15 protein-coding genes are annotated in these 12601 nt (G+C 69.1%); 8 read left to right on the top strand and 7 right to left on the bottom strand.

Features of this window, described 5'->3' with window-relative positions; all coding sequences use genetic code 11:
- Positions 1–72 precede the first annotated feature (72 nt).
- The 3 genes from ACGFY9_RS47255 to ACGFY9_RS47265 form a co-directional block, all read right to left on the bottom strand.
- Positions 73–837: a transglycosylase SLT domain-containing protein gene (locus ACGFY9_RS47255; RefSeq protein ID WP_393765096.1), complete on the bottom strand. Its 765-nt coding sequence runs from the start codon at positions 835–837 to the stop codon at positions 73–75.
- Between the two features lie 298 nt (positions 838–1135).
- Entirely contained in the window at positions 1136–2215 is a 1080-nt protein-coding gene (locus tag ACGFY9_RS47260) for an S-adenosylmethionine:tRNA ribosyltransferase-isomerase (protein WP_393765098.1), read from the bottom strand.
- On the bottom strand, positions 2212–2907 hold the full coding sequence (locus ACGFY9_RS47265) for an SDR family NAD(P)-dependent oxidoreductase (protein WP_393765100.1): 696 nt from the start codon (positions 2905–2907) through the stop codon (positions 2212–2214). The genes ACGFY9_RS47260 and ACGFY9_RS47265 overlap by 4 nt, the downstream gene beginning before the upstream one ends.
- Positions 2908–3092: 185 nt before the next feature.
- On the opposite strand from ACGFY9_RS47265, the gene ACGFY9_RS47270 reads away from it, so the two are divergent.
- From ACGFY9_RS47270 to ACGFY9_RS47285, 4 genes are all read left to right on the top strand, one after another.
- The gene (locus tag ACGFY9_RS47270; RefSeq protein WP_393765102.1) at positions 3093–4271 is read left to right on the top strand and encodes a GAF domain-containing sensor histidine kinase; all 1179 of its coding nucleotides are present in this window, start codon (positions 3093–3095) and stop codon (positions 4269–4271) included.
- A complete protein-coding gene (locus ACGFY9_RS47275) occupies positions 4264–4905 on the top strand; it encodes a response regulator transcription factor (RefSeq protein ID WP_329246968.1) in 642 nt (213 codons plus the stop codon). Before ACGFY9_RS47270 ends, ACGFY9_RS47275 begins: the two co-directional genes overlap by 8 nt.
- Before the next feature lie 166 nt (positions 4906–5071).
- Positions 5072–5311 (top strand): chaplin, encoded by a 240-nt coding sequence (locus ACGFY9_RS47280; protein WP_366432020.1) that lies wholly within the window; start codon positions 5072–5074, stop codon positions 5309–5311.
- A gap of 214 nt (positions 5312–5525) precedes the next feature.
- Positions 5526–5765 (top strand): chaplin family protein, encoded by a 240-nt coding sequence (locus tag ACGFY9_RS47285; protein WP_393765104.1) that lies wholly within the window; start codon positions 5526–5528, stop codon positions 5763–5765.
- 199 nt (positions 5766–5964) lie between these two features.
- Here the strand turns inward: ACGFY9_RS47285 and ACGFY9_RS47290 are convergent, their stop codons facing one another.
- Positions 5965–6753, bottom strand: a complete 789-nt coding sequence (locus tag ACGFY9_RS47290) for a hypothetical protein (RefSeq protein ID WP_393765106.1) — start codon at positions 6751–6753, stop codon at positions 5965–5967.
- 132 nt (positions 6754–6885) lie between these two features.
- Here ACGFY9_RS47290 and ACGFY9_RS47295 point away from each other — a divergent pair, with 132 nt between their 5' ends.
- The 3 genes from ACGFY9_RS47295 to ACGFY9_RS47305 all read left to right on the top strand — a co-directional run bounded on the left by ACGFY9_RS47295 (position 6886) and on the right by ACGFY9_RS47305 (position 9306).
- Positions 6886–7677, top strand: coding sequence for an ABC transporter ATP-binding protein (locus ACGFY9_RS47295; RefSeq protein WP_365309009.1), 792 nt, complete (start codon positions 6886–6888; stop codon positions 7675–7677).
- A 76-nt stretch (positions 7678–7753) separates the two neighbouring features.
- Positions 7754–8188, top strand: coding sequence for an NfeD family protein (locus tag ACGFY9_RS47300; RefSeq protein WP_393765108.1), 435 nt, complete (start codon positions 7754–7756; stop codon positions 8186–8188).
- A 152-nt stretch (positions 8189–8340) separates the two neighbouring features.
- Positions 8341–9306 carry an SPFH domain-containing protein gene (locus ACGFY9_RS47305; protein ID WP_033286429.1) on the top strand — a complete coding sequence of 322 codons (966 nt, stop codon included), beginning with the start codon at positions 8341–8343 and terminating at the stop codon, positions 9304–9306.
- Positions 9307–9419: 113 nt separating this feature from the next.
- Here the strand turns inward: ACGFY9_RS47305 and ACGFY9_RS47310 are convergent, their stop codons facing one another.
- The 3 genes from ACGFY9_RS47310 to ACGFY9_RS47320 all read right to left on the bottom strand — a co-directional run bounded on the left by ACGFY9_RS47310 (position 9420) and on the right by ACGFY9_RS47320 (position 11434).
- Positions 9420–9926 (bottom strand): HNH endonuclease, encoded by a 507-nt coding sequence (locus ACGFY9_RS47310; RefSeq protein ID WP_393765110.1) that lies wholly within the window; start codon positions 9924–9926, stop codon positions 9420–9422.
- 145 nt (positions 9927–10071) lie between these two features.
- Positions 10072–10611, bottom strand: coding sequence for a YbhB/YbcL family Raf kinase inhibitor-like protein (locus tag ACGFY9_RS47315; protein WP_033286431.1), 540 nt, complete (start codon positions 10609–10611; stop codon positions 10072–10074).
- A 40-nt stretch (positions 10612–10651) separates the two neighbouring features.
- Positions 10652–11434: a sporulation protein gene (locus ACGFY9_RS47320; RefSeq protein ID WP_033286432.1), complete on the bottom strand. Its 783-nt coding sequence runs from the start codon at positions 11432–11434 to the stop codon at positions 10652–10654.
- Between the two features lie 138 nt (positions 11435–11572).
- Between ACGFY9_RS47320 and ACGFY9_RS47325 the strand changes: the two genes are divergently transcribed.
- A complete protein-coding gene (locus ACGFY9_RS47325) occupies positions 11573–12214 on the top strand; it encodes a DNA-3-methyladenine glycosylase (RefSeq protein WP_393765113.1) in 642 nt (213 codons plus the stop codon).
- The last annotated feature ends 387 nt before the right edge of the window (positions 12215–12601 follow it).

Here is a 12601-nt window from a genome sequence, read left to right on the forward strand (position 1 = left end):
CCCTGGTGGGGGTGCCGCCCTTCGGCGTCGATACCGAGACCCAGAGGTCCGCCGGAGGCCTCAGCACACGTCTCAGTACGCGCTGTTGACGTTGTCGATCGAGCCGTACCGGTCGGCCGCGTAGTTGGCGGCGGCGGTGATGTTGGCGACCGGGTCGTAGATGTTCGTCGAGGTACCGGAGACGTGGTACGCGTTGAACGTCGGCTGGATCACCTGGAGCAGGCCGATCGACGGGGTGCCGTTGACCGCGTTGACGTCCCAGCCGTTGACGGCGCTCGGGTTGCCCGAGGACTCCCGCATGATGTTCTTGTACAGGCCGTTGTACGAGCCCGGGATGCCCTTCTGCTTCATGATCGCCAGGGCGTGGTTGATCCAGCCGTTGAGGTTGTTGGCGTAGGTCGTCGCGGCGACGGGCTGGATCTTGACGCGCTCGGTGGAGCGGCTCGCGGCCTTCTTGGCCTTGCGCGCGGCCTCCGCCTTCTTCTTGGCGGCGGCTTCGGCGGCGGCCTTCTTCTTCGCGGCGGCGTCCGCCTTGGCCTTCGCCGCCTTCGCCTTGGCGTCGGCCTTGGCCTGGATCGCCTCGGTCTTCACACCGGCACCGGCGAGCTGGTCGGTGACGCTGGCCTTGACGCCCTTGATGGGCTCCGTGCTGTACGTGATCTTCGTCGAGGCCGCGGCGTCGCTCGTGGTCGTCCCCGCGTCGCTGGGCACCGCGGAGAAGGCGAGGGCGGCGGCGCCGAGCGTGGCGACACCGGCGAGCGCGATCTTGTGCCGCTTCGTCAGCTTGTTCAGCTTGGTCAGGCGACTATGACCAGGAGTGTTCGTGTTCTTGGGCATGGCGGATGGACCTCTTCGAATTGCGCGGAGGTCGCTCACCGTCCGGCGGGGACGCGGGTGCTTCCGGCACAAACGCCGCGGAGGAGATCCGCGGCGCTGAGCGACGGCTGCAATTCTTAGCGGCCGCAAAAACCCCTGGCAAAGGTGTGACGTACGATCCCGGGTAGTTGACCGGTCCAGGGCAAAACGGGACAGACGGGACCGTCTGTCCCGCTCAAGCGGGGCGCCTATATCTCCTATGTCCGCTAGTACGTGATCTGCGCCCTATGTGCGGGCTCACATCCACCACACATCAACCTCACCCGCAGTTGCGGGAGCAACGCGCCGCGTGAGGATCCTCCTCCGGGAGGATGAGATGCACGTCCCCGAACTCGTGCCACAGGTAGAGCCCGCGCAGCGCCTCCTCATAACTGCGGCCCACGGCGGCCCGCCCGGCGACCGCCTCCAGCATCAGCAGATGCGAGGCCTCCGGCTCGTGCAGCCCCGTCAGCAGCCCGTCCACCACCCGCACACCCCGCTCCGGCGTCACGACGAGATCCGTCCACCCCCCGCGCGCGCGTACGACCCCATCGGCCCCGGCGGCCGACTCGACGGCCCGCACGGCCGTCGTCCCGACCGCGATCACCCGCCCGTCCCCCGCCCGGGCGGCATTGATCAACCGGGCCGACACCTCCGACACCGCGAACCGCTCCGGATACGGCGGCTCATGCACCTCGGCCGACGCCACCCCCGTATGGAGAGTGATCGGCGCGAACTGCACCCCGCGACTCACCAGCTCCGCCACCAGCCGCGCGGTGAAGGGCCGCGCCGCACTGGGCATCTCCGCACTGCCCGTCCCGTCCTCGGCGGGCAGCGAGAACACCGTCTGGTAGACGGAGAGCGGCTGATCGCGCTCCGTATAGGAGTAACGAATGGGCCGCCCGTGCTGGTGCAACAGCGCGGGCACCCCCGACACCCGCCCCCACCACAACCGCTCACCCCGCCCGCTCAGCGGCTCCTCCAGGACCAGCCGCACACCCCCGGGCAGCCGCACCTCCACACCGCCCGGGCCGCCCGCACGCGCGCGTGTGGTGCCCTTCCCGTCCGGCTCCCGCAGCTCGACAGCCCACCGCCCGTCATCGCCCCGCGTGGAGAAATGCACCACCACGCGTGCGTGCCCGATCCACCCGTCCACCGCCGCGGCGAGCGTCGGCGACGTGTTCACGACCAACAGATCCCCGGCCCGCAACAGCCGCGGCAGCTCCGCGAACGCGTGATGCGACACCTCGGTACCTCGCGACACGAGCAGTCGTACGGCATCCCGGTCGAGCCCGGGCCCGCGCTGTTCGACGGGCACGCGCGCGGACAGCTCCTCCGGGACGTGCACGGCCACGGTCATCGCTCCTCCAGCAGGGCCGGCGCGCCGTAGCGCCCGCTCGCGGGACGCTCGTCCAGCAGCCGTAGAAAGGCCGGCACCACGGAAGCCGGCGACGGCCGGGGATCGTCGTCGTCCGGTACGGCGGCCGCGTACAGGTCCGTGCCCATGTCCCCGGGGTCGACCGCCCACACCCGCAGCCCGGGCTCCTCGGCGCCGAGCACGGCCGCGAGGTGGTCGAGGGCCGCCTTGGACGCGCCATAGCCGCCCCACGTCTCGTACGCCTCGGCCGCCGCGTCCGAGCTGACCGCGATCACCGCACCCGCCCGCGAGGCCCGCAGCAGCGGCAGTGCCTCCTGGACCAATCCCAGGGCGGCCACCACGTTCACCTCCAGCGCCCGCCGCAGCCCGTCCAGGGTCAGCTCCTCCAGGCGTACGAGCGGTTCGGCGCCCAGCGCGCTCGCGTTGTTCACCAGGAGGTCGACGCCGCCGAGCTTCCCGGCCGCGGCCACCAGCTCGGCCCGGTGCACGGCGTCCGAGACGTCCCCGGGAACGGCCTCCACGCGCGTGCCGTACGTGGCGACGGACACCGCGGCCTCCGTCAGCACCCCCTCGGTCCTGGCGTCGAGCACCAGGTCCCAGCCCCGCGCGGCCAGGGCCTCGGCGAGTGCCCGCCCCAGTCCCTTGGACGCCCCTGTGATGATCGCTACCGGCATGACACACACGTCCCCTCGTCCACTACGCCTCCGTCGGCGTGCCCCCAACGTAGGAACGGGACCGCCCCCGCCGCGTCGGACCCGGGCCGCATCCACCGGGGCCCTTCGCCCTAGGTCCACCGGACCAGACGACGGCAGCCACCGGCCCGATCCGCGGTGTCGGACCCCGCCGGTACCGTGAGGACATGAGTCAAGGTCCACGGTCCGGCCTCGCGGCGGTGAGTTCCGCGCTGCTGGCCATGAGCAGGCACCTGGAGGTGCGCGACGTCCTCAAGACGATCGTCGCCTCGGCCCGCGAGCTGCTCGACGCGCAGTACGCCGCCCTCGGCGTCCCTGACGACCACGGCGGCTTCGCCCAGTTCGTGGTCGACGGCGTCAGCGACGCCCAGTGGAAGGCCATCGGCCCGCTCCCGCGCCAGCACGGCATCCTCGCCGCGATGCTGCACGAGGCCAAGGCCGAGCGCCTCGCCGACGTCCGCAAGGACCCCCGCTTCGAGGGCTGGCCCTCGGCCCACCCCGACATGTCCGACTTCCTGGGCCTGCCCATCCGCGACGACGACGAGGTCATCGGCGCGCTGTTCCTGGCGAACAAGCTGTGCCCTGTGGGGGGACACCCCCCACACCCCCCGAGCCCCAAGCGGGACGGCAGTTGCGGCTTCACGGAGGAGGACGAGGAGTTGCTCTCGATCCTCGCGCAGCACGCGGCCATCGCCCTCACCAACGCCCGCCTGTACGAGCGCAGCCGCGAGTTGACCATCGCCGAGGAACGCTCCCGCCTGGCCCACGAACTGCACGACGCGGTGGCCCAGAAGCTGTTCTCGCTCCGCCTCACCGCACAGGCCGCCGCCACCCTCGTGGACCGCGACCCCTCCCGCGCCAAGGGCGAACTCCAGCAGGTGGCCGCGCTCGCCGCCGAGGCCGCGGACGAACTGCGCGCCGCAGTGGTCGAGTTGCGCCCCGCAGCCCTCGACGAGGACGGACTGATCGCCACCCTGCGCACCCAGATCCAGGTCCTCGACCGCGCCCACACGGCACGCGTGACCTTCACCGGCCGCGGCTTCCGAGCCGTTCCCGCAGCCCAGGAGGAGGCCCTGCTCCGCGTCGCCCAGGAGGCCCTGCACAACGCGCTGCGCCACTCCGGCGCGGAGCACGTCGCCGTGACCCTGCAGCGAAGCGGCCGCGGAGCGGTCCTACGGATCACCGACGACGGCACCGGCTTCGAACCCCAGTCGATCCGCCGCGCCGGACGCCACCTCGGCCTGGTCTCCATGCGGGACCGGACCAACGGCGTCGGCGGCAAGCTGACCGTGCAATCGGCGCCCGGAAAGGGCACCACGATCGAGATGGAGGTCCCCGGTGGCTGACCCAATCAAGGTGCTCATCGTCGACGACCACCAGGTCGTCCGCCGGGGCCTGCGCACCTTCCTGGAGGTGCAGGACGACATCGAGGTCGTCGGCGAGGCGGCCGACGGCGCCGAAGGAGTCGCCCGCACCGAGGAGCTGAAGCCCGACGTCGTCCTCATGGACGTCAAGATGCCGGGCATGGACGGCATCGACGCGCTGCGCAGACTCCGCGAACTCGACCACCCCGCGCGCGTGTTGATCGTCACCAGCTTCACCGAACAGCGCACGGTGATCCCGGCCCTGCGCGCGGGCGCCGCCGGTTACGTCTACAAGGACGTGGACCCGGACGCCCTGGCCGGCGCCATCCGCTCCGTGCACGCGGGCCACATCCTGCTCCAACCCGAGGTCGCCGGCGTCCTGTTGTCCCAGGAGGAGTCCAACTCGGGGCAGGGGAGAGGCGGTTCGCTCACCGAGCGGGAGCGCGAGGTGCTCGGCCTGATCGCCGACGGCCGCTCCAACCGCGAGATAGCCCGCGCCCTCGTGCTCTCCGAGAAGACGGTCAAGACCCACGTCTCGAACATCCTGATGAAACTCGACCTGGCGGACCGCACCCAGGCCGCCCTGTTCGCCGTACGCCACGGTCTGACCAGGTGAGCGGTGCCGCAGTGGTGGCGTGACGGCAACACGGAGCGTCCCGTTCCGGGCTGAGATTCATACCGTCGTGGGAATGTCCCCCGAATGGCGCATCCTTCGTGGATCTCCACCGTTCTCCAGTGCGTGCCGCGGCGCCTGCCGCGGTGATCGCTAGGAGGACTCAGAAGTGAAGAACCTGAAGAAGGCAGCGGCCGTGACGATGGTGGCCGGCGGGCTGGTGGCCGCCGGTGCCGGGCTGGCCTCCGCCGACGGTCTGGCGAACGGCCAGGCCGCCGGTTCGCCCGGCGTCGGCTCGGGCAACGTCGTCCAGGTCCCGGTGCACGTCCCGGTCAACGCGGTCGGCAACAGCGTGAACGTCATCGGCGTGCTGAACCCCGCCTTCGGCAACCTGGGCGTCAACAGCTGACGCACGTCGCTCCGCGACAGTGACCTCCGGCCGTCCAGGGCACTCCCTGGGCGGCCGGTCTGCTCGTCACCTGGTCACCTGGTCGGCTTGTCGCCCCAATGATCCGAACGGGCAGTCAAACGCGCATGTCCGTGCCGTTTCTGCTCTTCCCCGCGTTGATCAGCGTACGACCCGCGGCCGGGTCGGTCACGCAATCGCAGGAGGAACGCTTCCCATGAACATCGCCAAGAAGGCCGCCGTGGCCCTCACCGTCGCCGGTATCGCCGCCGGCGCCTCCGCCGGTGCCGCTTTCGCCGACGCCGGTGCCGACGCCGCGGCCGTGAAGTCCCCGGGTGTCGGTTCGGGCAACATCGTCCAGGTCCCGGTCCACGTCCCGGTCAACGTCGTCGGCGACAGCGTCAACGTCATCGGCCTGCTGAACCCGGCGTTCGGCAACAAGGGCATCAACGACTGACACCCACAGCACTGAAGAGGGCCCCCGAGTCAACGACGACTCGCGGGGCCCTTTTCTACGGACCGCACTCCTTGGATGCCGGTCACTTCTAGCCCGTCCGGCGTTTGAGGACGAGGCCCCTTCAGGGCCGATCGGGGGTCTGGGGGCGGAGCCCCCAGTGGCGCCCACACCAACACCGGCCAACCACGCGACGGAACATTCAGCGCACCCCCTTCTCCCGCTCCTCCACAACGGAGTTGTACGCCGCGACCTGCGCCCGCCGAGCCGTCCGCTCCACCGGCCGCAACGCCTCGGCCCGAGCCCCCATCTCGGACGCGCTCACCGCACCCCCGGGCCCGTTCTCGTACGCCACGGACACCAGCAACCCCACCCGCTGCGCAAGCTCCAACACCCGCACCGCCCGCGGCGGATACCCCGGCGCCAACACCTCCCGCCCCCGCTCCGCCCGCGCGCGATACGCGTCCACCGCCGCCTCGGCCACCGGCCCCGACCCGGCGACATCGAGCCGCGACAACACCGCCGTAGCGTCCCGCAGCGCCTCCGCCAGCTCCCGCTCGGCCTCCCCGAGCGAGGGCACGTCGGCGGGCGGCGCCTCCCGCACCGGCAGGCAGTGCCACACGACCTCGACATGGACATCACCGGCGGGACCGGCCTCGTAGACCTCGGGAACGAGGCCGAGCGCGACGCCGTAGCAGATCACCGCCTCCTCGGCCTCCAGGGCGCGGGCGTTGAAGGCGGGCGGGCCGCTCAGCCCCAGAGGGTGTCCCGAGGTGGGCAGCGCCACCCGCAGGCCGGTCGCCCCGAGGGCGCGCAGCCGTCCCAGTGCGAAGGTGAGTCCGACGGGTGCCGACTCGCCCGGCAGCCCCTCCACCCGGTGCACGGCGTCCTCGCCCACGATGGCGAGCACGGCGTCGTCGGGTGAGACAAGCCCGGCCAACAGGGCATTTCCCCAGGCGGCGAGGCGTCCTGAACGTGGTTCCGAAAGCATGCCCTCCACCCTAAGGACAGGACCGATGGAATGGACCGCCCGGCCGGTGGCGTAGATTTCTTCGAGGGCTGCGCCTACCGGCGCACGCGACAGCCGAGACAGGCCGACGATGCAATGGGAGACAGCGCGCTCATGAGCGATGTTCTGGAGCTGGAGGACGTAACCGTGGTCCGGGAGGGCCGGGCTCTGGTGGACCAGGTCTCCTGGTCGGTCAAGGAGGGTGAGCGCTGGGTCATCCTCGGCCCGAACGGCGCCGGCAAGACCACGCTCCTGAACGTCGCGTCCAGCTACCTGTTCCCCAGCAGCGGCACCGCCACCATCCTCGGCGAGACCCTCGGCAAGGTCGACGTCTTCGAACTGCGTCCCCGCATCGGCGTCGCCGGCATCGCCATGGCCGAGAAGCTCCCCAAGCGCCAGACCGTCCTGCAGACCGTCCTGACCGCCGCCTACGGCATGACCGCCGGGTGGAACGAGGACTACGAGGACATCGACGAGCAGCGCGCCCGCGCCTTCCTCGACCGCCTCGGCATGAGCGACTACCTGGACCGCAAGTTCGGCACCCTCTCCGAGGGCGAGCGCAAGCGCACCCTCATCGCCCGCGCCCTGATGACCGACCCCGAGCTCCTCCTCCTCGACGAGCCCGCCGCCGGCCTCGACCTCGGCGGCCGCGAGGACCTCGTACGCCGCCTCGGCCGCCTCGCCCGCGACCCGATCGCCCCCTCCATGATCATGGTCACGCACCACGTCGAGGAGATCGCCCCCGGCTTCACCCACGTCCTGATGATCCGTCAGGGCAAGGTCCTCGCGGCGGGCCCGCTGGAGCTCGAACTCACCGCCCGCAACCTGTCGTTGTGCTTCGGTCTCCCGCTCATCGTCGAGCAGGTCGGCGACCGCTGGACCGCACACGGTCTCCCCATGGCCTGAACTGCCTTGTAAGAAGCGGGTGTAGGGACATATGCGCCCTGTCCGTGACGGGACCCGCAGCCCTACCATTGACCATGTGAACGACATCGGCGCATGGGTGTGGTGGCTCGTCGGCGCGGCAGCACTCGGGATTCCTCTCGTGGTGACCGCGATGCCGGAGTTCGGCATGTTCGCCGCGGGCGCCGTCGCCGCCGCGGCGACCGCCGGGATCGGCGGAGACCTCGTCGTCCAGGTCCTCGTCTTCGTCGTCGTCTCGGTCGCCCTCATCGCGGTCGTACGACCCATCGCGACCCGGCACCGTTCGACACTGCCCCAACTCGCCACGGGCATCGATGCCTTGAAGGGCAAACAGGCCGTCGTCCTGGAGCGCGTCGACGCTTCCGGCGGCGGCCGGATCAAGCTGGCCGGAGAGATCTGGTCGGCCCGCTCGCTCGATGCCGACCGTGCCTACGAACCGGGCCAGGAGGTGGACGTCGTGGAGATCGAGGGAGCCACCGCGATCGTCATCTGACCTCGCAGGACTCAACCGATGACCTCGCAGGACTCAACTGAACCGAACGGCACACGAGTTGCTCGACGGTCTGACAGACTCGACCAGCAAGATCTTCAACAACCATAAGATCTTCCGAAAGCGCCGAGGCGGAGAAGGGTACGGGGAGCACGATGGAACCGGTCATCATCGTCTTGATCATCCTGGTGGTGTTGGTCTTCATCGCTTTGATCAAGACGATCCAGGTCATCCCGCAGGCAAGTGCCGCGATCGTGGAGCGATTCGGTCGCTACACACGGACACTCAACGCGGGACTCAACATCGTCGTCCCGTTCATCGACACGATCCGCAACCGCATCGACCTGCGCGAACAGGTCGTACCGTTCCCGCCGCAGCCGGTGATCACCCAGGACAACCTGGTCGTCAACATCGACACGGTCATCTACTACCAGGTGACGGACGCGCGGGCCGCGACCTACGAAGTGGCCAGCTACATCCAGGCAATCGAGCAACTCACCGTCACCACGCTCCGCAACATCATCGGCGGCATGGACCTGGAGCGGACCCTGACCTCCCGTGAGGAGATCAACGCGGCCCTGCGCGGCGTCCTCGACGAGGCCACCGGCAAGTGGGGCATCCGCGTAAACCGCGTCGAACTCAAGGCAATTGAGCCCCCCACCTCCATCCAGGACTCGATGGAGAAGCAGATGCGCGCCGACCGTGACAAGCGCGCCGCGATCCTCACCGCGGAAGGCACGCGCCAGGCCGCCATCCTCACCGCCGAAGGTGAGAAGCAGTCCCAGATCCTGCGCGCCGAAGGTGAGGCCAAGGCCGCGGCCCTGCGCGCCGAGGGCGAGGCCCAGGCCGTCCGTACGGTCTTCGAGGCGATCCACGCGGGCGACGCCGACCAGAAGCTCCTCAGCTACCAGTACCTCCAGATGCTCCCGAAGATCGCCGAAGGCGACGCCAACAAGCTCTGGATCGTCCCCAGCGAAATCGGCGACGCCCTCAAGGGCCTCTCCGGCGCGATGGGCAACATGGGCCCGTTCGGCGGCGGTTCGGGCAACGACGGAGGCAACTCCGGCAACTCCGGCGGCAATTCGGACCGCCAACGCCGCGAAAAGCCGTCCATCGACTGACGGCCACTTCAGGACCCACGCCAATCCCCGCGCCCCAAGGGGCGCGGGGAACTGCGCGACAAGCCACAACGAACCCGCGGCCGACCAACTACCTTGTCGACTACGGCGATTAGTCAGGCAGCATCCCGAGCCAGCCAACCCGGCAGCGCCTCAAAATCCTCAACCGCCAGCGCGAGCAGCATCGCGTCCGCCGGCGTCGGCTCGAACGGCTGCCGCAGCAACGGCATCCCCGCCTGCTCCGGAGTCCGCGCCGCCTTGCGGTGGTTGTCCTCCGCGCACGACGCCACCGTGTTCAGCCAGGAGTCCTGACCGCCCTGCGCCCTCGGCACCACGTGGTCGACCGTCGTCGCCCGCCTGCCGCAGTACGCGCACCTGTGCCGGTCCCGGACCAGCACACCGCGCCTCGACCACGGAGCTTGTCTTCGGAACGGCACCCTCACATACCTGCACAACCGGATCACCCGGGGGACCGGTATATCGACCTCGGCTCCGCGCATACGCAGTTCGGGGTGGGCCTGCTCGACGACAGCCTTGTCCTGCAGCACCAGAACGACGGCTCGATTCAACGACACCGTCGACAGCGGCTCGAAGCTCGCGTTCAGCACCAGCGTGTCCCGCATCCAGCCCACCTCCCATGTGCAACCGGCCCACCGCACGGCGGGCTTGGATCAACTCTGGCCGGGCACGCCGAGATGGACAACGCAATAAAAAATGCCCGCCTCTGATCAATTCCAAGACCAGAGGCGGGCAAACGTTCCATGAACGTCAGTCTTCGGCGGGAACTTCGTACTCACCGATCAGCTGGGCACGCGCCAGCGTGTGGAACCGCAGGTTGAAACCGACGACCGCGGGAGAAACGTCCGAGTCCGGACCGAGTTTCTCCGCATCCACGGCGTACACCGTGAACACATAACGGTGCGACCCGTCCCCGGGCGGCGGCGCGGCACCGCCGAAGTCCTTCGACCCGTAGTCGTTCCGCACCTGTACGGCGCCCTCCGGCAGCCCCTCGAACTTGCCGCTGCCCGCACCCTCCGGCAGCTCCGTCACCGAGGCCGGGATGTCGAACACCGTCCAGTGCCAGAACCCGCTCCCCGTAGGGGCGTCCGGGTCGTAGCAGGTCACGGCGAAACTCTTGGTCTCGGGCGGGAAGCCCTCCCACCGCAGCTGCGGCGAGGTGTTGCCGGCCGCGTAGACCTGAGCGTCCTTGAGCGTGGCCCCCGGCTCGACGTCCTCGCTCGTCACCGTGAACGACGGCACGGGCGGGTGGAAGTCATGGGGGAGCGGCCGCCGCTTGAGCTCGGTCACCTCGGTACCTCCTGATCGGTTTCTTCAGTGGACACCGAGCCTAGAACCAGTTGCGCTTGCTGCCGACCTCGGACAGCCACTGGTTGAGGTATGCCGCCCAGTCGGTCCCCTGGAAGTCGTGCAGACCCACCTGGAAGGACCGGAAGGTGTCACTGCCCTCGCTGAACAGGCCCGGCTTCTTGTCCATCTCCAGGATGACGTCCATCGCGTTCTCGTCGGCCACGAAGCTCAACTCGACCTGGTTCAGCCCGCGGTACTGCGACGGCGGCTGGAACTCGATCTCCTGGTAGAACGGCAGCTTCTGCCGCGTCCCCCGGATGTGACCGCGCTCCATGTCCGCGTTCTTGAACCGGAAGCCCAGCCGGATGAAGGCGTCCAGGAGAGCCTTCTGCGCCGGCAGCGGGTGCACGTTGACCGGGTCGAGGTCACTGGAGTCCACGGCACGGGCGATCGCCAGCTCGGTGCTCACCCCGATGTGCATCCCGCGCAGCGACTGACCGTCGATCATCGTGACCGGCGTCTCCCAGGGGATCTCCAGACCGAACGGCACGTTGTGCGCGGCCCCCGCCTGCAACTCGAAGGCGCCGCCCAGCCGCACCTTCGTGAACTCGATGTCCTGCTTGTACTCCTGGTCACCGCTCTCGACCTCGACCTTGGCCTGTAGCCCGACCGAAAGCCCCTGGATCTCCTGGGCGACGGAACCGCCCTGGATCCGCACCTCGCCCTGGACGACCCCGCCCGGAACGACGTTGACCTCGGTCAGCACCGTCTCCACCGAAGCCCCGCCGGCCCCCAGGCTCGCGAGCAGCTTCTTGAACGCCATTGACTCTCCCTTTACGGATGGACCCTTGATCCCTACAAACGCGAACCGACCGCGCCCGGTTCCGCGCCACACCCTGGCAAGCGGACGGAACCTTGACCACCCCTTGGCACAACCGCGCCTGGACTACGCTCGGACGCCATGATCGCGCCCCCGGACCGTATGCCACTCCTCAGAGAGTTCTTCGACCGCCCTGTACTGGAGGTCGCCCCCGACCTCCTGGGCCGCATCGTCGTCCGTACGACCCCAGACGGCCCGATCGTCCTGCGCATCACAGAGGTCGAGGCATACGACGGCGGCAACGACCCCGGGTCCCACGCATATAGAGGTCCGACTGCCCGCAACGGCGTGATGTTCGGTCCGCCCGGGCATGTGTACGTCTACTTCACCTACGGCATGTGGCACTGCATGAACCTGGTGTGCGGCCCGGAGGGCACGGCCAGAGGGGTCCTGCTCCGGGCCGGCGAGATCGTCGAGGGCGCCGAGCTCGCCCGCAAACGTCGACTCTCGGCCCGAAATGACAAAGAACTGGCCAAAGGCCCCGCCCGCCTGGCCACCGCCCTGGACGTCGACCGCTCCCTGGACGGCACGGACGCGTGCACCACGGGCGAGACACCCTTGAGGATCCTGGCCGGTAGACCCGTCCCCTCCCATCAGGTAAGCAACGGCCCCCGCACCGGAGTGTCCGGCGAGGGCGCGGTCCACCCGTGGCGGTTCTGGATCACCAACGACCCTACGGTTAGCCCGTATCGGGCTCATACGCCTCGACGTCGGCCAAGTTGACGCGTCTTGGCAGGGTGCGTAATGTAGCCCGAGCCGCTTGACCCGGGTACGGCAATCGCCAGCAGCCGGAAGCGGCCAACCCACTATTTACGACTCTCCCTCACTGAGGGCGCATTCGGCGTGCCTGCATGCCTGAATTCGAACTCGCGGAACTCGATTATGAGTTGCCGAGGGGATCGGCTAACGTAGTGAATGTCGAAAGGCCGACAGGCGAAAGCCCAAAGCCCTTGACAATCCCCGCCGACAGGGAATCGGAACCGGAAACGGTCTGATAGAGTCGGAAACGCAAGATCGAAGGGAAAAGCCCGGAGGAAAGCCCGAGAGGGTGAGTACAAAGGAAGCGTCCGTTCCTTGAGAACTCAACAGCGTGCCAAAAATCAACGCCAG

Origin of the sequence: Streptomyces sp. NPDC048504 (assembly GCF_043200035.1) — a bacterium.
In the GTDB taxonomy this organism is placed as follows: domain Bacteria; phylum Actinomycetota; class Actinomycetes; order Streptomycetales; family Streptomycetaceae; genus Streptomyces.